This window comes from Marinagarivorans cellulosilyticus, assembly GCF_021655555.1.
Lineage (GTDB): Bacteria > Pseudomonadota > Gammaproteobacteria > Pseudomonadales > Cellvibrionaceae > Marinagarivorans > Marinagarivorans cellulosilyticus.
In genome coordinates this window covers 3698504-3722858 of record NZ_AP023086.1, presented here as the reverse complement: position 1 = coordinate 3722858, position 24355 = coordinate 3698504, and the positions used below count along the sequence as shown (strand labels likewise).

General features: G+C 46.4%; 18 protein-coding genes and 1 pseudogene. 9 read left to right on the top strand and 10 right to left on the bottom strand.

The window, feature by feature from the left end:
- Window positions 1–14: 14 nt before the first annotated feature.
- From MARGE09_RS14960 to MARGE09_RS14920, 8 genes are all read right to left on the bottom strand, one after another.
- Entirely contained in the window at window positions 15–1286 is a 1272-nt protein-coding gene (locus MARGE09_RS14960) for a TolC family protein (RefSeq protein WP_236983181.1), read from the bottom strand.
- A gap of 61 nt (window positions 1287–1347) precedes the next feature.
- Complete coding sequence (locus tag MARGE09_RS14955; protein ID WP_236983179.1) at window positions 1348–1704, bottom strand: hypothetical protein; 357 nt, start codon at window positions 1702–1704, stop codon at window positions 1348–1350.
- Between the two features lie 237 nt (window positions 1705–1941).
- Window positions 1942–3834 carry a cytochrome c/FTR1 family iron permease gene (locus MARGE09_RS14945; RefSeq protein ID WP_236983177.1) on the bottom strand — a complete coding sequence of 631 codons (1893 nt, stop codon included), beginning with the start codon at window positions 3832–3834 and terminating at the stop codon, window positions 1942–1944.
- Between the two features lie 127 nt (window positions 3835–3961).
- Window positions 3962–7075, bottom strand: coding sequence for an efflux RND transporter permease subunit (locus tag MARGE09_RS14940; protein WP_236983175.1), 3114 nt, complete (start codon window positions 7073–7075; stop codon window positions 3962–3964).
- A gap of 9 nt (window positions 7076–7084) precedes the next feature.
- Complete coding sequence (locus tag MARGE09_RS14935) at window positions 7085–7981, bottom strand: efflux RND transporter periplasmic adaptor subunit (protein ID WP_236983173.1); 897 nt, start codon at window positions 7979–7981, stop codon at window positions 7085–7087.
- Window positions 7982–8036: 55 nt separating this feature from the next.
- Window positions 8037–9308, bottom strand: a complete 1272-nt coding sequence (locus MARGE09_RS14930; protein WP_068436103.1) for a TolC family protein — start codon at window positions 9306–9308, stop codon at window positions 8037–8039.
- Window positions 9309–10201: 893 nt separating this feature from the next.
- On the bottom strand, window positions 10202–10471 hold the full coding sequence (locus MARGE09_RS14925) for a hypothetical protein (protein ID WP_236983172.1): 270 nt from the start codon (window positions 10469–10471) through the stop codon (window positions 10202–10204).
- A 7-nt stretch (window positions 10472–10478) separates the two neighbouring features.
- Window positions 10479–11384 carry a cation efflux transmembrane domain-containing protein gene (locus tag MARGE09_RS14920; RefSeq protein WP_236983171.1) on the bottom strand — a complete coding sequence of 302 codons (906 nt, stop codon included), beginning with the start codon at window positions 11382–11384 and terminating at the stop codon, window positions 10479–10481.
- 78 nt (window positions 11385–11462) lie between these two features.
- On the opposite strand from MARGE09_RS14920, the gene cadR reads away from it, so the two are divergent.
- Window positions 11463–11855 carry a Cd(II)/Pb(II)-responsive transcriptional regulator gene (cadR, locus tag MARGE09_RS14915; protein ID WP_236983170.1) on the top strand — a complete coding sequence of 131 codons (393 nt, stop codon included), beginning with the start codon at window positions 11463–11465 and terminating at the stop codon, window positions 11853–11855.
- A gap of 29 nt (window positions 11856–11884) precedes the next feature.
- On the opposite strand, the gene MARGE09_RS14910 is transcribed toward cadR, so the two are convergent.
- A complete protein-coding gene (locus MARGE09_RS14910; RefSeq protein WP_236983168.1) occupies window positions 11885–12886 on the bottom strand; it encodes a site-specific integrase in 1002 nt (333 codons plus the stop codon).
- A 196-nt stretch (window positions 12887–13082) separates the two neighbouring features.
- Here MARGE09_RS14910 and MARGE09_RS14905 point away from each other — a divergent pair, with 196 nt between their 5' ends.
- The 5 genes and pseudogenes from MARGE09_RS14905 (at window position 13083) to MARGE09_RS14885 (ending at window position 18140) form a co-directional block, all read left to right on the top strand.
- A complete protein-coding gene (locus MARGE09_RS14905; protein WP_236983167.1) occupies window positions 13083–14129 on the top strand; it encodes a DNA-binding protein in 1047 nt (348 codons plus the stop codon).
- A 50-nt stretch (window positions 14130–14179) separates the two neighbouring features.
- A complete protein-coding gene (locus MARGE09_RS14900; RefSeq protein WP_236983166.1) occupies window positions 14180–14695 on the top strand; it encodes a hypothetical protein in 516 nt (171 codons plus the stop codon).
- 54 nt (window positions 14696–14749) lie between these two features.
- Window positions 14750–15903: pseudogene (locus MARGE09_RS14895) on the top strand (IS3 family transposase); the annotation flags it as partial.
- Between the two features lie 92 nt (window positions 15904–15995).
- Window positions 15996–17204: a hypothetical protein gene (locus tag MARGE09_RS14890; protein WP_236983165.1), complete on the top strand. Its 1209-nt coding sequence runs from the start codon at window positions 15996–15998 to the stop codon at window positions 17202–17204.
- Window positions 17205–17261: 57 nt separating this feature from the next.
- Complete coding sequence (locus MARGE09_RS14885; protein ID WP_236983164.1) at window positions 17262–18140, top strand: hypothetical protein; 879 nt, start codon at window positions 17262–17264, stop codon at window positions 18138–18140.
- A gap of 64 nt (window positions 18141–18204) precedes the next feature.
- Here MARGE09_RS14885 and MARGE09_RS14880 read toward each other — a convergent pair.
- Window positions 18205–19367, bottom strand: a protein-coding gene (locus MARGE09_RS14880; RefSeq protein WP_236983141.1) for an IS3 family transposase whose coding sequence is annotated in 2 segments (ribosomal slippage) — window positions 18205–19118 and window positions 19118–19367 — 1164 coding nt in all. Because the reading frame shifts where the segments join, the coding sequence is not laid out codon by codon here.
- Between the two features lie 94 nt (window positions 19368–19461).
- Here MARGE09_RS14880 and MARGE09_RS14875 point away from each other — a divergent pair.
- The 3 genes from MARGE09_RS14875 to MARGE09_RS14865 all read left to right on the top strand — a co-directional run bounded on the left by MARGE09_RS14875 (window position 19462) and on the right by MARGE09_RS14865 (window position 24336).
- Window positions 19462–22185: a hypothetical protein gene (locus MARGE09_RS14875; protein ID WP_236983163.1), complete on the top strand. Its 2724-nt coding sequence runs from the start codon at window positions 19462–19464 to the stop codon at window positions 22183–22185.
- A gap of 323 nt (window positions 22186–22508) precedes the next feature.
- Window positions 22509–23147 (top strand): ATP-binding protein, encoded by a 639-nt coding sequence (locus MARGE09_RS14870; protein WP_236983162.1) that lies wholly within the window; start codon window positions 22509–22511, stop codon window positions 23145–23147.
- 26 nt (window positions 23148–23173) lie between these two features.
- Window positions 23174–24336, top strand: a protein-coding gene (locus tag MARGE09_RS14865; RefSeq protein WP_236983141.1) for an IS3 family transposase whose coding sequence is annotated in 2 segments (ribosomal slippage) — window positions 23174–23423 and window positions 23423–24336 — 1164 coding nt in all. Because the reading frame shifts where the segments join, the coding sequence is not laid out codon by codon here.
- Window positions 24337–24355: the final 19 nt, after the last annotated feature.

The following is a 24355-nucleotide window of genomic DNA, read 5'->3' as shown; positions in this document are numbered from 1 at the left end:
TAAAATGGATTGAATTATTGATTGAGGGATTCACTGGACAGCTTTTCTATCAGCGCTTGACTAATAAGTGCTGTCGATGCCGCATCGATACGTGCTTGCTTGGTGGCAAGCAGCTCTTCCTGGGCAGCAATCAAATCCAGGTATCGATAGCGCCCATTTTCGTAGGCTTTACGTGTGAGTTTGAGTGCGTTTTCGAGCGCAGGAATAATCTCACTTTCGGTTTTATTCACGGCCGCAATGCTCTGCCGTCGCAGCGAATATGCTTCAAAAAGCTGAGCATGCAAACGCAAGAGTAGATCCTGCCGGGCATAATCCACGGCATTGCGGTTTGCTAGGGCAGCCTTCACTTCGCCACTGTTTCGTTTTTTGGAAAATAACGGGATGGAGAGCCCAGCGGTGAATGCTGAATCGCCAGTTTCTTCAAAACGTCTAATACCCGCACGCCAGGTCAGATCACTGCGACCGCCAGCGCGTGCCAGCGTTACTTCGGCATCTTTGATTCGCGCCTCGCTCGCAAACACCTGAATAGCTGGTGATGTCTTTACTCGTGCGTACAGCCGATCGAATCCTTGGCTTGAGCCAAATGCAAATAGGCTTCCCTCCAGAGAGCTAAAGGCCGGAGTGGTATCTCCCCAAAAACGCGCAAGCCGCACCTTTTGACGTTCTAGCCGCTCCACTAACGCAGCAAGGCGGATCTCAGCGCGGGCAACTGCCGCTTGAGCGCGCATCACTTCAGCTTCGGGTGTTGCCCCTTTGTTGGAACGCGTTTTGACAGTATTTAGTAATGATTGAGATAGCTCCAAAGATTCTTCTGCCAGCCGAATGTTGGCTTGGGTTGCCAAACTCTCGATGTAGCTCGCCGTCAGTTCACCGAGTAAATCCAGTGTAGAGGCTTGCTGTTCCCATTCCGCTTGGTGAATTCGAGCATCCACCAAAGACATGCGTGCTTTTCTTTTTCCACCCATTTCAATAACGGAAGAGAGTGAAAGTGTGGCTTCGGGACTATCGAGTCCTTTAAATGCGCCTGAACCCGCAAAGTTTTCCACCTCTATCTCGAGCTCCATTGCGGGGCGTAGTGCACCCGTTTGCTTTTGAGCATTTAAAGCGTCATTTACAAACCGGTATTGATATAACTGTGGGTTTTGCGCGAGGGTCTGAGTGATCGCGTCTTTTAGTGTGAGCGGGGTGTCAGTGCTAGCGTATCCAACTGCTGGTAGTAAACCGCCAGCCAGAATTAACACAATCACACCGATCTTTCTACACCCAATAAGTGTAATAAATCGCATAACTTGATCCTAAATTAAGTCTAATTTTTCCGCTTTCGCGAAATTAAAATAAGGGCTTGAATTAGGTGTGTGCGATCGGAGGGCGTAAGAGCGGGTTAATAACTTTAGATGGGAAGTTTTCGCTGTAATCCGTATTGGATGTGGACGATTTATTTAAGACGAACCCAGAGGGTTTAACTAAAACCGCTGGGGTAAAATGGCCATGACAATGGCAGCAATGATGGCAGTCCTGTTCGTGGTCTTCGAATCCATCAACCAGGTTATGATCAATCTTGATATCTTCGTGAGTATGCTGATGATCGTCAAAAGTGAGGTGCTCGGTGCCTGACTGATGCAACTGATGTGCATCGGCAATCCCTGCGGCGGATTGGAGCACCACCAGTGCAAGGATAAAATATGTCAGGAAACGTTTACTCATTATGCAATTCTAATTCATTCGATATGTGATTCTATTAAATGGGTTATAACTCGATCATCTTAGCAAAAGTATGCGTCGGGTGCCGTTTAAAACAATGAACCCAATGATAACACCGATGATCAAGTCCGGTATTTGAGACCCTGTCAGGGCCACCAGGGTTCCCGCAATGATCACGCCTGGCCAATACATCTTTACCTAGCCCGCTTAATCGGCTGGGAATATTTTTCATTACATGACCTAGATTCTGGAAAGTCTGGAGCGTATTGTATAAGCAACAAATACAGCAATGACCAAGGCTTGAGCTAGGAGGCTTTGCCACGTTGATTTCAGTCCTATCCAGTCTAGCTCGAAAGTCATAGGCAGCGGAGAGATACCGATGATTGCTGCTTCCTGCAAAGCGATAATACCTTTACCGATCAGCACAAAAGATAGTCCAACTAGCAGATAAGTCGTCACGGAGAAAAATCGACCAATCGGAAGTTTAACTGAGTAACGGATTGTCAGCCACGCTACCACCACTAAACAAAGTGTTCCTACTAAGAATCCACTGATAATTGTGGGCGTTTGAGAAGGTAGCGATTGTGTTAAAAGGGCTTCGTAAAACAACACTGTTTCAAAGACCTCTCGGTAGACCGCGATAAACACTAATAGGGCGATCCCCCAAAGTGTGCCGACCTTTAATCTCTGAGTGACCTGTTTTTGGATATAAGCTTTCCATTGTGCGGCATGACTTTTACTGTGCATCCAAACGCCCACGTAAAATAATACTGCAGCGGCAGTCAGGGCGGCCACGCCTTCCATTACCTCACGGCTGGCACCACTGATGCTGATTAGCTCGCGTGCAGCCCACCAGGTTAATCCGCCAGCTACGAGCGCTGTGATCCATCCCGCGTGGACATACCGGAGGACGTCGGCTCGACCAGAGCGTATCAACACCATTGCTAAAGCAAGTGTAACCAGAAGCGCTTCTAGCCCTTCACGCAGTAGGATGATTAAACTGGCACTAAATAAGGTTGCGTTAGATAATCCTTCCGAAGACAAAATCTGTTCGGCACTATCGAGTTGTGCCAGGGTGGCATCCAAGCTTGCTTCTAGCTGCTCCCGGTTCTCCGCGTTTTTAAACTGCTTCCTTAATGCCATCATATTGGCTTCAATTTGCTTTCTCAGGTTCGAGTCTCGAGTATCGAGACTGCTTTCTACCAACTCAAACCCATCTAAGTAGGCGCTCACAGCAAAGTGATTTGCCTTTTCCAATTGACCATTTTTGTAAGCAGAGCGAGCCTCTAACAACTTGCTTCGAGCTATACCTAGGGGGGAAGGGGAGTGAGAAAAAAATCTGCTGGGTGACGCGCGAAGTTGTACAACTTTTTCAAGCTCGTCTATATCCCCATTAGCTAATTGCGTGGGGCTATTATTGATCAATTCCTCCAAGGTAACATTTGGTGATTTCGCAAACTCGACCTTAACCTCTTCAAAAGCCAAACTTCCCGCATAAAAAGCCAGCGACCAACGCTGCTCTTCGCTCAGGTGGTCGTAAGCAACCATGGCTGTTTCATCGATACCATTGGATATCGCATCGTATAACCCGAGAATGGAACGATTCATCGCGCGCGTTCTGTCGGTAAAATCTGTGGGCGGTGGTGCTAGCCCAATACTAGTGGGGCCATCACCTTTGCCTTGGCGGCCGTGACAGGTTGAGCATTGTTGCTGAAATAGAGATTGGGTTGCAGGCTCTGGCAACAGTTGCCGAGGCCGTGTCGCTTGAGGCATTTGCTCCAATAGTTCAGAACGTAGCTCGTTACACAATTGTTGAATTTCTGAAGATGCTTTCTTTTCCTTGATGGACGCTTCCAATATTTCTGCCTTGGAAACGAGCGCACTTACCTTTGATGCCTTTGCCTGTGTTATCAAAATGCCGGAAAACTCCAGCATTTCCTGATACTCCGCATTATTGATAATCTCACCACTATCGATTGCTTCTGGATAGTCCACGCCTATATATTCGGCCAACTGAGCCATCTGCCTGTAGTCTGGTATTTGTGTATTGGCAATACAATTGACCGAGAGTATTGATATCAATACCAACATTGCTGTGTGAACTTTAGAGCCATTAAACCAAGGAAAAAACACGATATAACCTCAGGGGTTTATAAGTGGAATGAGAATTAATCTCGATTATAAACTCTATAGCTAGTATAGAGTCAACCCCCCCCGCTTATAGATGCCCCTCCACGGCTGAAGAGGGGGGGTATTTCTGCTAGCCTTGCTTAACATCTTTTCGATGTACCCACTGATACAGCGCCGGAAGTACGAGCAAGGTTAAGATAGTTGAAGAGATAATCCCTCCAATCACAACTGTCGCGAGTGGTCGTTGAACCTCTGCACCGGTACCGGTATTCAGTGCCATCGGCACAAACCCCAAACTTGCGACAAGTGCCGTCATTAACACTGGCCGTAGTCGGATCATGGCTCCGTCTACGATGGACTGGGTCAATTCTCCCGTCTCATGCCAAAGTTGACGTATGAAAGCGAGCATCACCAGACCATTCAGAACGGCTACCCCTGATAAAGCGATGAACCCGATGCCAGCGGAGATCGATAACGGCATATCACGTAAATACAGTGATAACACGCCACCAGTGAGCGCGAGTGGCACACCACTGAAAATAATCAATGCGTCTTTCAGTGATGCAAAGGCCATGACCAGCAAACCCAAAATCACTATCAGAGTGAGTGGCACCACAAGAGATAGTCGCTGACTGGCCGATTCCAACTGTTCAAAGGTGCCGCCGTAATCTAACCAGTAGCCTGGAGGGATATCGGCTTGTTCGTGAATTTCCTTTTTTACCTCACTAACAAAACTTCCCAGGTCTCGCCCGCGCACGTTTGCGGTTACAACAACACGTCGTTTCCCATTTTCTCGACTAATTTGTGCCGGAGAAGGCGCAATAGTGAGAGAGGCCACTTCTTCCAGAGGAACATAGTCGCCGTTGGGAAGAGGAACAGGTAAGGATTTAAGTCCTTCGATATCCCGTCTGAGCAGCTCGGGAAGACGCACGATCAGCTCGAAGCGACGATCTCCTTCGTATAAAACACCCGCTGATTCGCCACCTATTGCTGCAGCAATCCAATCCTGCAGTTGAATCACATTCAAACCATAGCGACCGAGCGTTTCTCGTTTAGGGCTCACTGACAAGGATGGCAACCCCTCCACTTGCTCCATTCGGACATCGGCCGCGCCTTCAATCTTGCTTACAACCTGTAGGATGTCTTTTGCGGTAAGGGTCAGTTGGTCCAGGTCATCACCAAATATTTTTATTCCCAGATCTGCTCGCACACCCGAAATGAGTTCGTTAAAACGCATTTGTATGGGTTGAGTGAATTCATAATTATTACCGGGTAGTTGCCACAGTGCTTCTTCTATTTCTTCAAGTAATTCATTCTTTGTTTTTGATGGTTCTGCCCATACATTCCTGGGTTTTAGAATCACAAAAATATCAGCAATACTTGGCGGCATGGGATCAGTGGCCACTTCTGGCGTCCCTATTCGCGAAAAGACTTTATCGACCTCCGGAAACGCTTTAATGCGCTGTTCCAGAACCTCCTGCATTTCGACAGATTGTTCCAAGCCTGTACCGGGTATGCGTAGCGCTTGAAGAGCAATGTCACCTTCGTTTAATTGCGGCACAAATTCTGAACCTAGAGTGGTCGCCAGCCAAATGCTGAACGCCACAAGAAGAGCTGCACCTGATACGACCACCCAGCGAAACTTGAGTGTGGCAAGCAATAACGGACGATAAACAGATTTGGCTGCGCTGATGACGACGCTTTCTTTTTCACTAATTTCTCCATTCATAATCACCGCGACGGCTGCAGGAACCAGCGTTAACGACAATATCATGGCAGAAATTAGCGCCATCACGACGGTCGCAGCCATCGGGTGGAACATTTTTCCTTCAACGCCAGTCAAGCTAAATATCGGGATGTAGACGATGGTAATGATGGCGACACCGAACAGGCTTGGACGTATCACTTCAGAAGTCGCTTCAAATACCGTATTCAGTCGTTCACGAAGATCTTGCCGTCCACTCTGATGCTGTGCTTCAGCCAAGCGTCGAATACAATTTTCAACGATAATTACAGCACCATCGACAATCAAACCAAAATCGAGCGCTCCCAAGCTCATTAAATTGGCAGACACGCCTGTTTTTACCATGCCCGTTATCGTCATCAGCATCGCCAAAGGAATGACTGCAGCGGTGATAAGTGCAGCACGTATATTCCCCAGCAATACAAATAACACAACAATAACGAGTAGCGCGCCTTCCAATAAATTTTTGCTTACCGTCTTAACGGCTTTATCAACCAGGCTTGTGCGATCGTATACCGCTTCCGCAATAACGCCTTCTGGCAACGAAGCTTGTATATCCGCCAGTTTAAGCGCGACATCTCGTGCCACTGTCCGTGAGTTTTCGCCAATCAACATCATGGCGGTTCCCAGCACTGTCTCCACACCATTTCGCGTTGCGGCACCGGTACGGAGCTCCTTGCCTATCGCAACTTCTGCAACATCATCTATTTTGACGGGCACGCCATCATTTTGTTTGATGATGACCTGACGAATCTCTTCAATCGTGGCTAATTGACCTTGAGAACGTACCAATAATTGTTGGCCATTGGCTTCGATGTAGCCGGCACCTCGGTTATCGTTATTTGACCGTAAAGCATCGGCAACATCTTCGAGACTGACCTGATGGTATAAAAGTTTTTCCGGGGTTGGCATCACATGGTATTGCTTGTTGTATCCGCCAATACTGTTAACCTCGATCACGCCTTTAACTTGTGCTAATTGGGGCTTGATGATCCAGTCCTGAATTTCTCGTAGGGCCGTGGCTGTATACGGCTCACCGTTGCTCATTCGCGCAGACGAATTCGCTTGGACTGTATACATAAATATCTCACCAAGGCCCGTTGATATGGGGCCCATCTCCGGCTCCAGCCCGGCAGGCAACACACTTTTAATCGCACCAAGCCGCGCATTAATCAGGTTTCTGGCGAAATAGATATCCGTGCCTTCTTCAAATACCACCGTGACTTGAGATAAACCATAGCGAGATAAAGAACGCGTGTGCGAAAGCTTGGGCAAGCCGGCAAGAGCCGTCTCAACGGGATAGGTGATCCGTTGTTCCGCCTCCAGAGGCGAATAGCCTGGTGCCGAGGTATTAATTTGTACCTGTACATTGGTGATATCCGGTACTGCATCGATGGGAAGTTTTTGATAACTCCACACGCCAATACCAACAATCACCAAAATAAAACTTAAAAATAGAAAACGCCTCTCTATCGCGAGGCGCAAAATTGATTCAATCATAATGCACCCCTAGTCGTCGTCTTCAGCTTCGGATTTCAAAATATCCGCTTTGATTAAGTAGCTATTTTCTGAAACATATTCGGCCCCCAGTTCCAGCCCTGAAACAACCTCAATGAAATTGTCGTCGGATTTCCCTAGTACCAAAGGCGCAAACTCATAAGCTTCACCTTCTTTAACAAACACGCCTAATCGTTCCCCCAATTCTTGTACGGCGTCTTTCGTCACCACCAAAGAAACGTCAAATTCATTGGTATGTATTTTCCCTTTGGCAAGCAGACCTGGAGAAAGCTTTAATTCATCGTTATCAAGCTTGACGCGCGCAAGTACGTAAGGTTTATCTTCAGCCGGTATTAGGTGGGCTACATCGGAAAGAATAGTCTTATCGTTGATGGTGATAGAAACAGGCTGTCCCGCGCTCACTTTTGCCTGCTTTTCCGGGTAAATACGGAACTCTATCCACACCGTATCCAAGTTGGTAATCGTCAATAACCGCCGTTGTTGTGTCGGTTCACCTGGGTTCGCGTGGCGTTGCACAATAACCCCGGATGCCGGAGCGTGTATTGGATAGCTTTTTAAGCTTTCATTTGACTCAATGGTCGCGATGCGATCCCCTTTTTTAACGGTATCACCGATTACAACATTGACTGATTTGATAATGCCGGGGAAACGCGCATAAATTTCGTGACTGTTCTCAGGCGCTTGTGTCACGTTCCCATAGACGGTAACGGTTTGACTGATTGTCCCTGCAGTTGCTTTTGCGGTAACAATGCCTACCTTGGTAGATAACTCGTCGTTAATTCGACTGATTTCTTCATATTCATCATCATCGTCGTCATCCGCCAAGGTGCTTTGAATCGGCGCTAAAACGCCAAGCAATAGAAATAGTGTGAGTAAGTATTTATTCATTGTTAGTCCTGTTTGATCCATGTATTGATGGGTCATTTAAATTGTTCAAAACGGTTTATTCAGAGATCGATGCACCGGTTAACTGTTCGATCAGTACCTGGCTTATCTGCACATTCGTGGCGGCATCAATAAGGGCTTGTTTTGTCGCGAGTAACTCTTCCTGTGCTGCGACGAGATCTTGATATCGATATCGTCCGTTTTCATACGCTTTTTTGGTTAATTGAAATGCCTTTTCCAGAGCGGGGATGGCCGTGTCTTCCATCTTCATCACAGCGTCCATGTTTTGGTTTCGTAGAGACCAAGCTTCGAAGAGTTTTGCATGCAAACGCAGGAGGGAGTCTTGCTTGGCATACTCAGTGGCGTTGCGTTCAGCGAGTGCGGCTTTAACTTCACCTCGGTTTCGCTTGGATGCAAACAGCGGCATTGACAGGCCAGCGGTTAACGCAGAATCACCGGTATCTTCAAAGCGCCTAACACCTGCACGCCAGGTAATATCGCTGCGACCACTTGCGCGAGCTAACGTGACTTCCGCATCTTTTATTCGTGCATCACTCGCAAATACCTGAAGAGAAGGCGATGTTTTAATGCGCGCATAAAGCTGATCGAAACTCTCGCTCTTACCAGATTCGAATAAATTTCCATTTAGGTGACTAAATTCGGGAGATGTCTCGCCCCAAAAACGTGCCAGCAATATTTTTTGTCGTTGAAGCTTTGAGGTCAACGCCGCTAATTGAAGCTCCGCCCGAATGACGGCAGCCTGCGCACGCATAACCTCGGCTTCAGGTGTCGCGCCTTGCCTGGCTCGTGTTTGTACGGCCTTGAACAGTGATCGCGACAGATTCAATGAGTTGTTAGCAAGGTCGATATTTGCCTGCGTTGACAAGCCTTCGATAAATACTTGGGTCAGTTGACCCAAGACATCCAATGTGGCTGCTTGCTGTTCCCAATGATTTTTATTGATTCGAGCATCTACTAGGGACATACGCGCCTTGCGCTTGCTCCCTAGTTCAATAACCGATGAGAGTTGTAGTGTTGTTTCTGCACCGTCAAACCCTTGGGTATCGCCGGATCCCGCAAAGTTTTCTACTTCGAGTTCGAGTTCTATTGCTGGACGCAAAGAGTGGGTTTGCTTTCGAGCTTCAAATATTTCAGTAGCGAGGGTGTACTGATATAGCTGCGGGTTCCGTTCTAGCGTCTGGGCAATGGCGTCTTTTAATGTAAGAGCGGGGTCAGTACTTGCATAGCTAGGAGACGCGGATATACCGGCGACCAAAACTATAGCTGACAGGCAAATCGCCCGACACCGATTAAGTGGGTTAATTCGCATAAAATGATCCTGATTAAGTCAATCTATTCCGCGTTAGCGGAGTGAATAGTTTGTTTAATTAAGATCGTAAGATAGGAGGGCGTTGGAGAGGACTAGGCACTTCAGAGGAGATGCGTTTACGATAATCAGGGACATTTGTTCGTGCTTTTTGAAACGTAAAACTCAACGTTTTAACTAAAATCACGGGACAACCATGTCCATGGCAAAGGCTGCAGTGACTGCAATCGTGCTCCTCTTCAAGCGGATCAATATTTGTTTCAGGCGGATCAATCTCGCCGAGCCCAATTAGAATATTATTAATTGAAAAATTATCAGAGCCTGACTGTGTTATCTGGTCTACATCCCCCATAGCGATACTTGACTGAAAAACCGTCAATACGAGCATCAAATATATTAGGGTGGGTTTTACCATCAGGGCTGCCACTAGATTTCGATTAAAAAATACATAATAGGATGTCAAGAATTCACATTTAACTTGGGAACAATAAATATTTCTGTCTCGCCATTTAACACAAAGATGAAGTGTTCACTCTCACCAAGTTTTGTGCCGCTAACCAACCTGCCGCCATAAGCTTTTACTTGAATGGGTGCTAGTTCTATATTGCCTTTCATCAATAAATACAGGCTGTGTATCGCTGCAGGGTAAAAATGTTTTAGCCAATATTCGCGATCTTTCGATAATTGAGATTCCGAAATATTCGCAAATTGTATCGTTCGTTCCTTGCAATAGCGGAAATGCACCTCGATGGAGGAATCTATGTCTGTTGAAAAGTTTTGAAATCCTAACTTAGGTAGGTTTGAGTCCCAAAACCTTAGGGTCCAGTTATAGTCTGCGTCATTGAAATGCAGATCGGCAACATCGAGCCAATCCCCAGTATATGTGGCTGTGTTATTTAGGCGTATTTATTGGCCTTGGCTTGTTCCTTTAAAGCATTGGTTATATCTTTGGCCGCTTGATCGAAATTGTTTGTTTTTTCCTGTACTACGGGGCTTAAATTGTCAAAAATAATGGCATTCACTGCCTTTTTTTGAGTTAAGTCCTCGATACCAATAGAAGTAATATTGTTTGGCCGATTGTTGCTAACGCAAGCGCAGAGCACGCCACTGATGAGCAATAGCATCAATGGCTTATTGGTGAGTAGTTGTCGGATTGTATTGACCATATCGCGTTTAATTCAGTCGCAAGATGCGAACCGCCCCCCACATAACCAGGCCTGCTATTAATAGGCCGATGACCAAATCTGGCATTTGAGACCCTGTCACCGCCACTAGAACTCCCGCTGTTATCACGCCCGCATTGGCCAACACGTCATTGGCAGAAAATATCCAGCTCGCTTTCATATGGGAGCCTTGGTTTCGCGATTTGAAGATCAACAAGAGACAGGTAATATTTGCTATCAAGGCCACGGCGCCAAAGCTCATCATGAGCACCGAGACCGGTTCACTTCCATATAAAAAGCGTCTGGCAACCTCCGATAGAACACCCAGAGCAAGTGCAATCTGCAGCCAACCCGAAAAGTGAGCCGCTTTGAGTTTAAACTTGGCCGCCTTGCCCACTGCATATAGCGACACGCCGTAGACCGCCGCATCGGCGAACATATCCAGTGAGTCGGCGATAAGCCCTGTCGATTGCGCCACAATGCCCACGCCGAGCTCAAGTACAAACATGAAGGCATTAATGGCCAGCAGCCACTTTAATGCCTGAGCCTCCCGCGTTTCATTGATTGTTGTGACTTCCAAGGCAGCCTGAACCGCATTGTGATCTACTGACTCGAATGAGACCAAGCTTGCCCCGAGGCCAACAGACTTCATGGCTTTTTCCACTTTATCCGCCATATTAGGGTGATATATATGCACCTTGCGTCCGGGCAAGTCGAATTCGAAGACGACGGTTGCTTCAAAGCTAGCAAAAGCCGTACGAATCAAGTTCTCTTCGGATGGGCAATCCATCTTAGGAACGTCAAATACGCTCAGGTGGCTCATTTCAGCGTGAGCACTACTTGCTGCTTGCGATTCAGGTTGCAATGACGCGTCTTGACTAGCGTTGCAACCACAAGTCTTCGAGTCTTCAGTCATAACTGGCTCTTGTTTACACAGTAATGGAGAGTGTAGACTCTGTAGTAACTATAGAGTCAAGAGACGGGTTGAAGAAAGATGAAAATTGGTGAACTGGCAAAACGCAGTGGCTGCTCAGTGCAGACAATCCGGCACTATGAAAGGGAGGGGTTATTGAGTTCTGTTGCGCGCAGCGAGGGGAACTTTCGGTTGTATGACGAACGAGCGGAAGAGAGGTTGATGTTTATCAAACGTTGCCGAAATCTGGATCTATCGTTACAGGAAGTAAAGCAACTATTAACCCTGAGCCAGAACCTGGAGGCAGCCTGTGATCAGGCTAACAGTATCGTTGAGCAGCATATAAGCCTGATCGAAGTACGTATTACGGAATTCCAGAATCTACGTCAGCAACTACACGAACTTCGAAACAACTGCTCAGCAAATCGTACGGTGGAAGAGTGTGGGATTATTAAAAACCTGTTGCAACACTAATCATTCCGACCTGTATCGAAAATGGGGGATCAGTCACCCTCCATGTGCGCCTGCAACTTTTCCATTAAAATGTGTGCGGCATTGTTTGTCAGTTGCTGTCCTTCTTCAATGTATTCCCAAACGGTGGCATCACTTTTCCAGCCTCCCTGTTTTTTGATCAGCTCGAAATCTATCCGCTCCCTCGCAGCTGAAGTGGACAAGCCTCTGCGAAAACTGTGACTGCTTAATTCCCCTACAAACTCAAAACCACATTTCGTCCCAAGAGTTTTAAGAAGTTCGTTGATCGCGCCAGCGTTCAGGTGCGTCTCTTTTATCTGATCCCAGCGATTGATTGGCCGAAAAAGCGGTCCCGAGTCAATTTGCGTTAATGCGATCCAATTCCTGATGGCTCTTGCCGGACAAACATTTTTGCTGCCAAAGGGAAGGGCACGTGTTTGTCCCGCAGATTTTTGGTCCGTTTTAGAGCGTGGCATTCTGATGATTAAACCCTCTGGCTCCCATATCAAATCCTCTATCTGAATAGACACGAGTTCACTTCGCCGGAAGGCCCCAAAGAAGCCGGTCAAAACCAGTGCCAAATCTCTTGCGCTTTTATTGGAAGGAGGCGACTGCTGAATATGGCTTACCATCCGTGCGATATGCTCGAGCCGCAAGGCCCTAGCCTTGCGTTTGGGTTTTCCGTGTGATCGACGGATACCTTCCATTGTCTTGCGCACGACCGGCGCATCCACGGGATTGACCAACCCCTGATATCGGTGCCACTGACTGATAGCTGTGAGGTGCAAATCCAGCGTCCGGACACTGGATACTTGAGCCTTATCCAGTAAATATTTGATCACGGTGTGTTGGTCCGTCGGCAGCCGTCCACCCCATTTCTCAAACTGTTTGATGGCTGAGCGGTAGGCTTTGCGCGTGTTTTCAGAGGTCGCAGCACTGAGATATTTCCGCAGTGTCTCCGTCTCCGCAGAAGAGGGCAGTCCGGCAGATAGGTTACCTAACGGTTTTTCTTGAAAAAACGGTTGATCAGTCATTTTAGCCCTGGTTCACGGAGTACTGCGTGTTTGTACCGTTGATAGAAATGATTAGCGTGGATGATTTCCATCTAACCGATGATAAGGGTGATTATCGTTGGTTAGAAATTTAATCTCAAGTATTCTTTCTTAATCGTTATATTATGTTATATTACGGATTACGTAATACGATATTGAATTCTCATAGGTAAAACTAATGGCCCGACCCGGTGTGACTTACTATGACATCAGTCGAGCTGCTGAAGCGGTCAAAGCGCAAGGCAGCGAACCGACTATCGATCGCGTTCGAGAGCAGCTTGGAACCGGTAGCAAAAGCACCATTGCCCCATTATTGAAACAGTGGCGAAACAATGTGGAGTTGAACATCGAGGAGCCTGATACGGGCTTGCCTTCGGATCTCATCAGTGCGGTGAAATCCTTGCGCGACCGCATCCAGCAGGCATCAGAAGAAGCGGTTGAGCAGGCGAAGCAGGACTATCAGTCCCGAGTCCAGACGCTTGAGCGCACGCTGGCTGACGACCAAGAAAAGCTATCTGAAGCCTTGGATCGAGAACAAACCTTAAAGCAGCAAATTACTGATCTTGAAGCCAATTCTCGAAAGTTAAATGGTGAACTTAACGGATTAGCATCTCGCTTTGCGGTAACCGAGTCCGAACGTAATGCGCTCAAAGCCCGGGCGCAGGAGCTCAAGGAAACAGTTTCTGAGTTAAAGGATGAAAACAGAACGGTGCGCGATCATTTTGAGCATTATCAGCATAGAATGGCAGAGGACCGCCAACTTGAAAGAGACCAATTTCAGTCTCAGCTTAGGCAGCTGCAGTCTCAAGTAGAAAGTCTGACAAAGCAATTGACACACTCTCAGGCTGAAAAGGAAAACTATAGAATTCGGTATGAGAGCGCTCAAGACCAGGCCGAGAAAGTCACTTATGAAAACCAGGAGCTAGGACACAGGCTGGAGTCCCTCAGCTCACAGATAAAAAAACTCGAATTGGACTGTGGCAGTAAAAATAAAAAGATTAGCGATTTCGAAATAAATACCAGCAACTTTAATGCTGAAGTTCAGGGTCTGAAAGAACAGCTAACACGCAAGGGCGTTACTTTAGAAAGAGCTGAGACAGATCTTCATGAGATTCGCGAATATGCGGGTCGCCTTGAAGCTGAGAATAAAGAGATCGCAGAGGAAAAAGCCGTACTTCAAGGGCGTTTGGAACAGTTGCAGGCCTCTCTTGGCTTAATCGAATGATATGTTAACTTCGCCTATACAATATCGAAGCATCAAAAAATGGGGATTCTATGACGCAATCATCAGAGTTGGCCGGAGGTGAAGGCTTTACCTATGAAGGCGATGTTGCCGCGTATTATCTTTCTACACTTCTGGCGGAAGCTTATGCTCCGGGTATTAATGATCGAACTGTTGTTCGGGTCTCTGTTCAACAGCGAGACTTTGGTCAACCACTCGATGATGTAATAGTCGATTTCGAAGACTCGAACGGTAATCCCGCGCGACTGAGTTTACAAGTAAAACGGTCACTCACAATAAGCAGTGCTAAATCCAATGAGGATTTTCGCGATATCATTCGTGATAGCTGGTTTACTCTTAAAAATGCCGATTTTCGTATCGACATTGATCGTTATGGCGCCGCTGTTGGCACAATAAGTGCCGCCAAAAAGCGAGCCCTAGCCACACTCTGTGACCTGGCTCGTGAAAGTGTGACGTGCGACCACTTTGATTCTCGGTTTGCCAAAGGGGGCAACGCCAGTGAAGATAGTGTTGCAGTTAAGAACGATATTGTATCTGTACTGGTCTAATAGAACCGGACACATCAATAAGAGATAATAATCTCAGCAGATTGAGGTGTTGATATGACCAAAAAACGTACAAATAGAGTCTATACCCAAGAATTCAAAAAAGAAGCCGTTGCCCTAGTGACCAATGAGGGTTATTCGGTAGCGAAAGCGGCAGAATCGCTGGGCATAAGGGCTAACTTGCTCTATCGCTGGAAAGATAATGAGGAGGCCCAAAAGACCGGAGTCGCTCCCAGTTGCGAGGAGCGCGCAGAGCTTGTTCGGCTGCGAAAAGAAGTTAAAGAATTGCGGATGGAGAAAGAAATTTTAAAAAAGGCGAGTGCCTTCTTCGCGAAAGAAATGAAGTGAAATTTGGCTTTATTGATGAGAGGTCGGCGGATTTCCCGGTACGACTACTGTGCCGTGTAATGAAAGTTGGTAAATCAGCATTTTACAGCTGGCGACAACGCCCCAAGCCTGTGATCAGTGCCGAAGATCTGCATGTAAATTCGCGAATGAAGGCGTTATTTGATCAAAGCCGGGGCAGCTTAGGCAGTCGCGAGCTAGCCAAAAAGCTTAACGAAGAAGGCATTACAATTGGCCGTGGAAAAACGCGGCGTCGCATGAAGTCTTTGGGGCTTATAGTGCAGCAGCGCACGGCTTACAAGGTTACGACCAAACGCGATGAGCGCGCGGGTGTTGCCGATAATTTACTGAATCAAAACTTCAATCCGGTGGGAATTAACCAAGTATGGGCTGGTGATATTACCTATTTGAAAACGACTCAAGGCTGGATGTACTTGGCGGTCGTTATGGATTTATATTCCCGGCGAATTGTTGGCTGGGCAATAGATAAGCGCATGACCACGTCGCTAATTTGCGAGGCAATTAATCGTGCGGTGGCAATAAGGCAGCCACCAAAAGGGCTGGTTTTTCACAGCGACCGCGGCTCTCAATATACAAGCAAGCGCTTTGGCAAACTCCTGAAGAGCCATGGCATTCGCGCTTCAATGGGGGATGTTGGCGCCTGCTGGGATAATGCCGTTGTTGAGCGTTTTTTTGGCAGTTTAAAGCACGACTGGCTTTTTAAAGTACCAATGCACTCTCGAAAATCTATGAAAAAAGATGTGGGTTTGTATATGAAATATTACAACAGTGATCGCCTTCACTCGGCGAATGACGACTTGTCGCCCGCTGCATATGAGCGAAGACATTTACAACAGGAGGCGCTTTATGGGTATAAGGGTTCTGGCATTTATGCCAGGTTCATTTTATCCATAAAGTGGCAAAGAAATGTGTCCGGATCTATTGACCAGAACAATCGTTGCTCGAAGTTGCTAAGGGAAGCACCTGTACAAACGATGAGGTTTATCAATTTCTTTCGCACTTTGTAATTATTGAGTTTGGCTTTCTTCGAGAAGGTGAGAAAGATCCAGCAGAAGCAATCAATCGAATTCGGGATTGTTTGTCGCCGGACGAGGCCTCAAAAGCTCCACTAGTGTGGTCTCAACTTGTACAACTCGCGAGAGCATCTTCGGGAAGGTCAGGTCAGTTTAATCGTGCCAGGCTTGTGCGATTAATTTCTCAAAATACACGCCTTATTGGTGCGAACTCCTTACGCGGCGATCTGAATACAATTTCAGCTCTGGCGAAAGGATATGCTGCATTAATACCTGATGATGTAGGTGGAACAAAGCTTGATAGAAGCTCACTTGTTGATAAATTGAGTTCAAAACTGAAGAAGGTAAGGCTTGTCCAAATTACAGGCCTGCCAGGCAGCGGTAAATCTGTTTTAGTTCGTAGTGAAGTTCAACGATCATTAGAAATTGGTCCGACACTCTTCTTAAAAGCGGAACAACTTGAAGGCACCGGTTGGATTAGCTATGCAGCGTCGCAGGGTCTTTCTGGTGTTTCTTTGGAAACCCTACTCGTAGAGGTCGGAGCATCAGGTACGCCAATTCTGTTTATAGATGCCATTGATCGTATTGAAAAGTCACAGCAGCCAATTGTTCTGGACTTGTTTCGGGTTATCACACAATCGAAATTATTAGACAACTGGAAAATTGTTGTTTCTCTTCGTGATACAGGGATTGAGGTGCTTCGAAATTGGCTTGAAAACTTTTTGAGTCAGGAAACGATCGAAACACTTCCCGTAAATCACTTGAATGATGATGAGGCGGAAATTCTGGCGAAAGCAAAACCTCATTTGAGGAGTCTTCTTTTCGGCGTGCAACAGGTGCAAGAAATTGTTCGTCGTCCCTTTTTTGCAAAGATTCTTGATCAAGGTTATAGAGGTGACGCAAGAACTACTAAATTCGTTCCCGGGTCTGAGATAGATTTAATTGAGCATTGGTGGCTTCGTGGTGGATACGACGCTGATGGCAAAAATGTATTATTACGTCAACGAGTATTGCTTGAACTGGCGAGAATTCGCTCAAGAGAACTGAGTAAGCCAATTCGAATAAGTCAGCTTGGCTCGGTAGATCAAATTGATGGACTAATAGCCGACGGAATTCTTCAACAAGTACGTTGAGGAATATCAGTCAGGTTCACACACGATATCTTTTTCGAATGGGCTTTCTTTTATGTCTTGGCAGATCAAGAAGCAGAATGGATCTGCGAAATAAAGAAGTGCGGCGAGCCTCCGGCCGTTGCCAGGGTTGTGGAACTGGTTTCTCAATGGGAGTTTTTTAATGGGGATGGCTGGATAGACTACCTCAGTCAGACCGAAGATCCGGAGCTAAGGTCTCAATGGCAACGAGCATGGCTTGCGGGCCCAGTTGGAAATGCCAAATTCGAACAGCATGAAGAGCAATTTGAGAAAGCGACATTTGCTGATGATTTTCGATTTCTAAAGAAGGTTTTGGTATGGTTTCAGGCTGAAAAAACCTCACCAAACACTGGAATTCTTGCAGGAAAACTCCCTGTTGAACAACGACAACGTATTGCTGATTACCTTGGCTGGCCTTCAGATTTTTCTGCCTGGCGGCGGCTAATCAATTTTGTTGTTCGGCGTATATCATCGATCCCCCAGAAACTCTATCCAGATGTTGTTGCTATTTTCGAAGTTTGGCAAAACGGGCTTTCTGAATTGTCTAACCCAACATCACGAGCGATTTTGAATCTCTGTGCTTCATGGTTGGAACGAATTGATATTGCAACCGCATCGAAACAGCCAGACGAAAATACTACATTTTGGCAGGAAGTTCCAAATCAAGTCGAATTTAGAAAATCACTGGAACAGATGCTACTGAGGTCGTCAAAATCCGAGCCGGAACTTACCCAAAGCTACTTAAGAAGAACAATAAAGCTTAAAAGAATCACAGAGGATCGTTTTAGAGACATCGTTTCCTTTAGTCCGCTAGTCGCTCAAACTTCGCCCAAATTATTGGTCGACCTCACTCTCAAATTTCTAAAAGAAGAACTTCCGCAAGATCGTGTGGCTAGATTGGAGTGTTCTGGTCAATAGATCCGGACACATTTCTTTGCCACTTTATGGATAAAATGAACCTGGCATAAATGCCAGAACCCTTTTACCCATAAAGCGCCTCCTGTTGTAAATGTCTTCGCTCATATGCAGCGGGCGACAAGTCGTCATTCGCCGAGTGAAGGCGATCACTGTTGTAATATTTCATATACAAACCCACATCTTTTTTCATAGATTTTCGAGAGTGCATTGGTACTTTAAAAAGCCAGTCGTGCTTTAAACTGCCAAAAAAACGCTCAACAACGGCATTATCCCAGCAGGCGCCAACATCCCCCATTGAAGCGCGAATGCCATGGCTCTTCAGGAGTTTGCCAAAGCGCTTGCTTGTATATTGAGAGCCGCGGTCGCTGTGAAAAACCAGCCCTTTTGGTGGCTGCCTTATTGCCACCGCACGATTAATTGCCTCGCAAATTAGCGACGTGGTCATGCGCTTATCTATTGCCCAGCCAACAATTCGCCGGGAATATAAATCCATAACGACCGCCAAGTACATCCAGCCTTGAGTCGTTTTCAAATAGGTAATATCACCAGCCCATACTTGGTTAATTCCCACCGGATTGAAGTTTTGATTCAGTAAATTATCGGCAACACCCGCGCGCTCATCGCGTTTGGTCGTAACCTTGTAAGCCGTGCGCTGCTGCACTATAAGCCCCAAAGACTTCATGCGACGCCGCGTTTTTCCACGGCCAATTGTAATGCCTTCTTCGTTAAGCTTTTTGGCTAGCTCGCGACTGCCTAAGCTGCCCCGGCTTTGATCAAATAACGCCTTCATTCGCGAATTTACATGCAGATCTTCGGCACTGATCACAGGCTTGGGGCGTTGTCGCCAGCTGTAAAATGCTGATTTACCAACTTTCATTACACGGCACAGTAGTCGTACCGGGAAATCCGCCGACCTCTCATCAATAAAGCCAAATTTCACTTCATTTCTTTCGCGAAGAAGGCACTCGCCTTTTTTAAAATTTCTTTCTCCATCCGCAATTCTTTAACTTCTTTTCGCAGCCGAACAAGCTCTGCGCGCTCCTCGCAACTGGGAGCGACTCCGGTCTTTTGGGCCTCCTCATTGTCTTTCCAGCGATAGAGCAAGTTAGCCCTTATGCCCAGCGATTCTGCCGCTTTCGCTACCGAATAACCCTCATTGGTCACTAGGGCAACGGCTTCTTTTTTGAATTCTTGGGTATAGACTCTATTTGTACGTTTTTTGGTCATATCAACACCTCAATCTGCTGAGATTATTATCTCTTATTGATGTGTCCGGTTCTATTAGACCAGTACAGAGCGTGAATCTTTAAAACGGGAGGAAATGCGTCAAGAACTTTTGGCTAAGCCGGAATCTGAGCGTTCTGATCTCGATCTTAGAGTGTTAGATGATTTTTCGTTTCCGATGAGTTTATCCAGTTTTAATGATCATGACTGGGACGGGCTTTCGTTACGTAAAGATTATAGGAGTTTCAACCCGCCTTCACCCCTTAGAGAGCCATTTCATTCTCTTTTCTCATACATGCCGAAGGAAGCCTTGAGATTGCTGAAAAGCCTTTGTAATCATGCGATGACCTCTTGGCGACAATTGCACCAATTTTCTCATAATTCAGAGGGCAACCCTCTACCTTTGAAAATTGCATTTCCTTGGGGAGAGCAAATATTTTGGGGGACGGATAGAGAGTATTTATGGTTTCGATCGATGTGGGCGCCGGATGCAATTGGCTGTGGATTCATGGCGTTAGAAGAGTGGTGCTTTTCTGAATTAGAACGAGGCAGGAATGTTGACGAGTTGATGAAGGAAATCCTTGAAGGAAACGAATGCATCGCAGCATTGGGTATTGCATCAATGATTACAATTCACACTGAGGTTGTTTCTGAAGTAACACTATCTCTAGTTTCTTCTCAACGGCTTTTGGCTGCAGATTTCAATCGCATGAGACAAGATCTCTCGTCTTCAGCAAATCTGATGGGGTTTATGAATAGAGCCGATATGCCTCACGTGGATGCTATACGAGCTGCTAACAATCGCATGGTACGAAAAAAAGAGTTGAGATGGATGGTGCCCAGGTTTGTTTTTTCTGGGGAATCAATCAGCCAGCGAATAAGCGAGGTTATCTTAAATTTTAAGCATAATCTTCCCTATCAATATGAAGAACATCGTAAAATTAGCGGCGCGACTGAACATTTGACTGCTCAAGCGAATAAGTATGCCGAATTGGTAGACGAGAAAAATTATCAAACATATCGAGCGGAAGAAAACTCTGATGATATTGCTATTGTTCATGTGAGCCCATCTGCGTCAACTCCGGAAAATGTTGCCAAGGCAAAAGAAGCATCGACATACCTACGACAATCGAATCTTTGGAACTGGGCATCGGAATGTTTAAAAGATAAAGTTCTGCGAGAAGGGTTTACTGTAGATGGAGCAATAAAGTTTGCTAAGGAAATTGATTCCCATACGTTATTTGAGAATTCCGATGATTTTATCGGAGATGAAGATCAACGATTGGAAATAGGTACTCGTCGAGGAGCAGTTGCATCTGCAGCTGCCATAGCTCTTACTTTCCGAGACGGGGTTGGCGACAGTGATCTTGATTGGGGACGTAGTATATTATCCAGGGCAATTAGTCTAAAAGAAAAGCGTGGGCCAATGTGGGCCGAGCAAAGTCTCATTCCATGGCACCATTTAATTTTCGTTGTGAAAGCTATTGGTTCTGAAATTCGATATGGCACTGCAACTGAAAGTGCAACAATCGATTTGATTTGTCTCGTTACATATCCACTCGAGATAGTGTCCCTGTCTGTAATTGAAGAAGCGGTCAAACTGTGGTCTGATGATCCAAAGTTGGTTTGGGTCATACTTTGGCTAGCTTTTTCGTTGTGTCATATCCCTCGTCGACAGAAGTACGATGAACCGTTGGATGATAGTACTGACGATTTTGCTCTTACAATTCATAAGGCAATAGAGTTTTATACCCAGAGTGAACAATGGCCGCCACTTCCATTACCCCCCCCTGCATGGGTTCGAGTCAGTAAAGAAAAAGAGAACAGATTTCATTTTCATGAAGACTACGAATGGAATGATATTGAAGACACTTCAGTCAACTGGGGTGAGCCTGATGTTTTCTGGAATTCAAAGAAAGCTTCGGAAATTATCAGTAAAATTCCATTTGAAGAGGTGTTGAATAGTGAAGCAAAAGGTTTGCTTATTGATTTTTTTGCATCTGTACTCGTTTGGACCAATGAAAAAAACTCTCCTCCATGGGTAAAGCGAGGACGAAGAAATCAATCACCCACTCGTATTATAGAATGGACCCATGCTTTGGGTTCGCGGCTGGGACATGTAGCAGGCCTTATTCCTTTCGATGAGTTTCAACCCATTTTGTTTGATCCGGTTATGCGATTGGAAGACGAAAATTGCTGGGCTTTATTGTCTCCATTCACAAGTACTTACATTTGTGGGTATGTATATGATGCGACTGTGATACCAGAGGATGCCAAGCAGATACTGGATCTTTGCCTTAATAGATTTCTGGAAGCTCCTGTCTTCAAACGTGATAGTTATAGAGGTGGGAAATTTTCAGGGTTTGATCAACCGAGATTGGTTGAGACATTGATGTTTGTCTCCATCGAACGTGCGGAGCTAGCAGCCAGGTTTGTAAATGGGGACTGGTCAGATATTGGATTTATTATTCCTTTGGTCGATAAATTTGTTAGGGCTGGGGGTTGGGCTGCGTCCGTAATGGATCCATATTTGACTCTTTGCGAGAGATCCAAGGAATATTATCCGGCTGAGGTATTTGCCAATCAAATTATCTCAATAATCCATGGAGGGAGCGATAATCTAAAGGGATGGCACGGAACATTTATTCCTGCTCGTATAGCTGAACTGGTTCAGTTTTTTGCACATCGTGATACGCCACTAAATTTAGCATTGGCTAAGAAATTTTTGAGAATACTCGATATTTTGGTTGATATGGGAGATCGACGTAGCGCTGCTCTCCAGCTAGGAGAGTCCTTCCGCGAAGTTAGATTACCAAGTTAATAGATAAAATTGTCCACTGAGCACCTAAAGACTTTTGGAAAAGCCAAGCAGTTTCGATGAACTGAGTACTGGTTTTAAGCAGCACTCAAGCTAAACTACCTACAAATAAACCAGTGGAATAACCGGATTGGCATGCGGTCAGCTTAGATGTTAAGAGGGTGTCTGGGCTGTGGCCCTTTCTGCCGTTCTGAGTCTAGACTTTAACGGTTGGCGGAGTCTGCAAGACTAACTGTCATGGTTGTCTCTACTGGCGTTATGTTCAACGGCATTAACCGCCGTTTTCTTATAATTTAAATTTGAGCAAAAGTGAAAATCCACACTCGATGCAAAATAACGAAGCTGTTTCAACAGATTTAGCGACCCCAGGTCTAATCAGAATCATCTGCATTGACGCGCACATTCCGCGCAAGCGCATGGAGGTGAAGCTATCCAGGCACGCCAACATCAGTGGCAGCAATGGCTCGGGCAAGACGACCCTATTAAAGTTGGTGCCGTTCTTTTACGGGGCGATACCCACCGAGTTGGTGGAGCGGGTCGGCAAGAAAACGAGCTTCACCGATTATTATCTCGCCCGTCCGACCAGCATGATTATTTTTGAATACATGACCCCGCGGGGCCCGAAATGCGCGGTGGTCTACCGGCATGCCTCCGGCACCAAACCCGCGTACCGCTTTCTGGACGAGCCTTTCAATATCGAATATTTCAGCGAAATAAAAGACGGTGAGTCGGTGTTTATCGAAAGCCGCAGCCTGGGCCGGCACTGGACACTGCTGAAATTGGGCCACAGCAACCAGCTGGATACGGTGACCGATTACCGCGCGGTGATTCAGGGTGACCGAAGTTTGGTGGCGCGCTCCAACCAAGCGCGCGAACTCGCCCAGCTGAGCGCCGCTTATTCCCTGGGCGGCAGCAAAGGCTCGATGTACTGGTCTAATAGAACCGGACACATCAATAAGAGATAATAATCTCAGCAGATTGAGGTGTTGATATGACCAAAAAACGTACAAATAGAGTCTATACCCAAGAATTCAAAAAAGAAGCCGTTGCCCTAGTGACCAATGAGGGTTATTCGGTAGCGAAAGCGGCAGAATCGCTGGGCATAAGGGCTAACTTGCTCTATCGCTGGAAAGACAATGAGGAGGCCCAAAAGACCGGAGTCGCTCCCAGTTGCGAGGAGCGCGCAGAGCTTGTTCGGCTGCGAAAAGAAGTTAAAGAATTGCGGATGGAGAAAGAAATTTTAAAAAAGGCGAGTGCCTTCTTCGCGAAAGAAATGAAGTGAAATTTGGCTTTATTGATGAGAGGTCGGCGGATTTCCCGGTACGACTACTGTGCCGTGTAATGAAAGTTGGTAAATCAGCATTTTACAGCTGGCGACAACGCCCCAAGCCTGTGATCAGTGCCGAAGATCTGCATGTAAATTCGCGAATGAAGGCGTTATTTGATCAAAGCCGGGGCAGCTTAGGCAGTCGCGAGCTAGCCAAAAAGCTTAACGAAGAAGGCATTACAATTGGCCGTGGAAAAACGCGGCGTCGCATGAAGTCTTTGGGGCTTATAGTGCAGCAGCGCACGGCTTACAAGGTTACGACCAAACGCGATGAGCGCGCGGGTGTTGCCGATAATTTACTGAATCAAAACTTCAATCCGGTGGGAATTAACCAAGTATGGGCTGGTGATATTACCTATTTGAAAACGACTCAAGGCTGGATGTACTTGGCGGTCGTTATGGATTTATATTCCCGGCGAATTGTTGGCTGGGCAATAGATAAGCGCATGACCACGTCGCTAATTTGCGAGGCAATTAATCGTGCGGTGGCAATAAGGCAGCCACCAAAAGGGCTGGTTTTTCACAGCGACCGCGGCTCTCAATATACAAGCAAGCGCTTTGGCAAACTCCTGAAGAGCCATGGCATTCGCGCTTCAATGGGGGATGTTGGCGCCTGCTGGGATAATGCCGTTGTTGAGCGTTTTTTTGGCAGTTTAAAGCACGACTGGCTTTTTAAAGTACCAATGCACTCTCGAAAATCTATGAAAAAAGATGTGGGTTTGTATATGAAATATTACAACAGTGATCGCCTTCACTCGGCGAATGACGACTTGTCGCCCGCTGCATATGAGCGAAGACATTTACAACAGGAGGCGCTTTATGGGTAAAAGGGTTCTGGCATTTATG

Bases quoted from the DNA above. Each gene is read 5' to 3' on its own strand.
- MARGE09_RS14910 (WP_236983168.1), bottom strand. From the start codon at position 12,886: ATGACTGATCAACCGTTTTTTCAAGAAAAACCGTTAGGTAACCTATCT.
- MARGE09_RS14955 (WP_236983179.1), bottom strand. From the start codon at position 1,704: ATGAGTAAACGTTTCCTGACATATTTTATCCTTGCACTGGTGGTGCTC.
- MARGE09_RS14900 (WP_236983166.1), top strand. From the start codon at position 14,180: ATGACGCAATCATCAGAGTTGGCCGGAGGTGAAGGCTTTACCTATGAA.
- MARGE09_RS14960 (WP_236983181.1), bottom strand. From the start codon at position 1,286: ATGCGATTTATTACACTTATTGGGTGTAGAAAGATCGGTGTGATTGTG.
- cadR (WP_236983170.1), top strand. From the start codon at position 11,463: ATGAAAATTGGTGAACTGGCAAAACGCAGTGGCTGCTCAGTGCAGACA.
- MARGE09_RS14925 (WP_236983172.1), bottom strand. From the start codon at position 10,471: ATGGTCAATACAATCCGACAACTACTCACCAATAAGCCATTGATGCTA.
- MARGE09_RS14930 (WP_068436103.1), bottom strand. From the start codon at position 9,308: ATGCGAATTAACCCACTTAATCGGTGTCGGGCGATTTGCCTGTCAGCT.
- MARGE09_RS14870 (WP_236983162.1), top strand. From the start codon at position 22,509: ATGCAAAATAACGAAGCTGTTTCAACAGATTTAGCGACCCCAGGTCTA.
- MARGE09_RS14875 (WP_236983163.1), top strand. From the start codon at position 19,462: ATGCGTCAAGAACTTTTGGCTAAGCCGGAATCTGAGCGTTCTGATCTC.
- MARGE09_RS14935 (WP_236983173.1), bottom strand. From the start codon at position 7,981: ATGAATAAATACTTACTCACACTATTTCTATTGCTTGGCGTTTTAGCG.
- MARGE09_RS14905 (WP_236983167.1), top strand. From the start codon at position 13,083: ATGGCCCGACCCGGTGTGACTTACTATGACATCAGTCGAGCTGCTGAA.
- MARGE09_RS14920 (WP_236983171.1), bottom strand. From the start codon at position 11,384: ATGACTGAAGACTCGAAGACTTGTGGTTGCAACGCTAGTCAAGACGCG.
- MARGE09_RS14940 (WP_236983175.1), bottom strand. From the start codon at position 7,075: ATGATTGAATCAATTTTGCGCCTCGCGATAGAGAGGCGTTTTCTATTT.